Source organism: Pseudomonas sp. B414 (genome assembly GCF_055408445.1).
Map to the genome: position 1 here is coordinate 1 of NZ_JBUZTQ010000080.1, position 1394 is coordinate 1394.

Here is a 1394-nt window from a genome sequence, read left to right on the forward strand (position 1 = left end):
TGTGCCAAGGTCTGAATGAACGCCTCGACATGCCAGAAACCCTGCCCGGCGGGATGAACAATCCGGGGTACTTGAGAGCGGCGGGCTACAGCCTGCCGTCCGATGATTCAGGCAAGGCCACCAACCCCGATGCGATGTATTACCGGCGCAAGTTCAGTGCTGCTGACAACGGCAATCCGACGCGCAGCGTAGTGATCCCGTTCTACTGGGGCTTTCGCGAGGAAGAACAACACATCAATAAAACCGCGCCCCACGGCGAGTGGCTGGACCGCAACAAAAACCGCCTGGACAAAGCCGGAACCAAGGAAGGCGGTCAGTTCGCCAATGCCACCACCAATTTGCCAGACATGTGGGGGAATGGCTTCAATGGCTACCTGTTTGGCCTTATTCCCATAGACTCAATCGGCGGCGACCTGACCCACCCGCTGTACACAGCCGCTGGCCGCCGCTATATGGTGCTGGCGGCCATGCGCCTGGCCATGCTGATCAAAATCATCCGCACGCGTTATCCAAACGACACCATCAACGTCGTAGGTCATAGCCAGGGCACCCTGCTGACGCTGCTGGCCCATGCCTTTCTCAAGGATGACGGGGTACGACCTGCGGATGGTGTGGTCATGATGAACTCACCCTATAGCCTGGTTGAGCCATTTACCGAGCGGTTTCAGAGCCCCAACCGCAGCCAGCAAACGGCTGAGGCACGGCTGGCCACGCTCAGCGGTATTTTGCAGTTCATGACCAGCGCCCCGAACCCGTACCCGGCGCTGTCGAGTATTGCTCTCAAAAACTGCCGGGGCTACGGCGCCATTGGTGGCACAGGCTGGACCGGCATTGCCGGGAGTGCAGCCAACATCAAAGGGGAAAAAATCCCTTTCAACGAGCGCGACAACCGAGGTAGCACGTTCCTGTATTTCACTCCTCAGGATCAAACCGTGGGCTTGGCCAACGTCAAGGGCATTGGCTGGCAAGGCATTGGTGACGAGGTGCTGGGCAAGCCCGCCCGCACGTTATTGCCGGCGGGCTTTCATCAGCGCATTTTTACCTTGCGCAAACGCACCGGCGAACCCGAGCTGATCGGCCTGCATACCCCGCCCTATGTCTACACACTGCGCCTCAAGGATGAAGGCACGTGGGACGACACGGGGCTGCCGTTCGTACAGAAGCTTTCAGTGGTGCGTGCCGAACTGGATAAGGGAAGCCAGGTCATGCTGACCGCACCGTTATTGCCAGTGCCGGCCAAGGCTGATTTTTCGGCGGATGGCACCGTGACCGCGCCCGGAGACGACTCTCCCAGCGGGATTTACCAGGCGACCGACACACTGGACCCGGTAGACGCGGCCATCGCAGTCAGCAACAAGGGCTGGACGCCTGAAGACACCCGTCATGCCAAGCAC

1 protein-coding gene is annotated in these 1394 nt (G+C 59.8%); it reads left to right on the top strand.

The window, feature by feature from the left end:
* The coding region (locus tag ACZRMH_RS25760; RefSeq protein WP_464015810.1) for a T6SS effector phospholipase Tle3 domain-containing protein at positions 1-1394 on the top strand (1394 nt) is incomplete at both ends.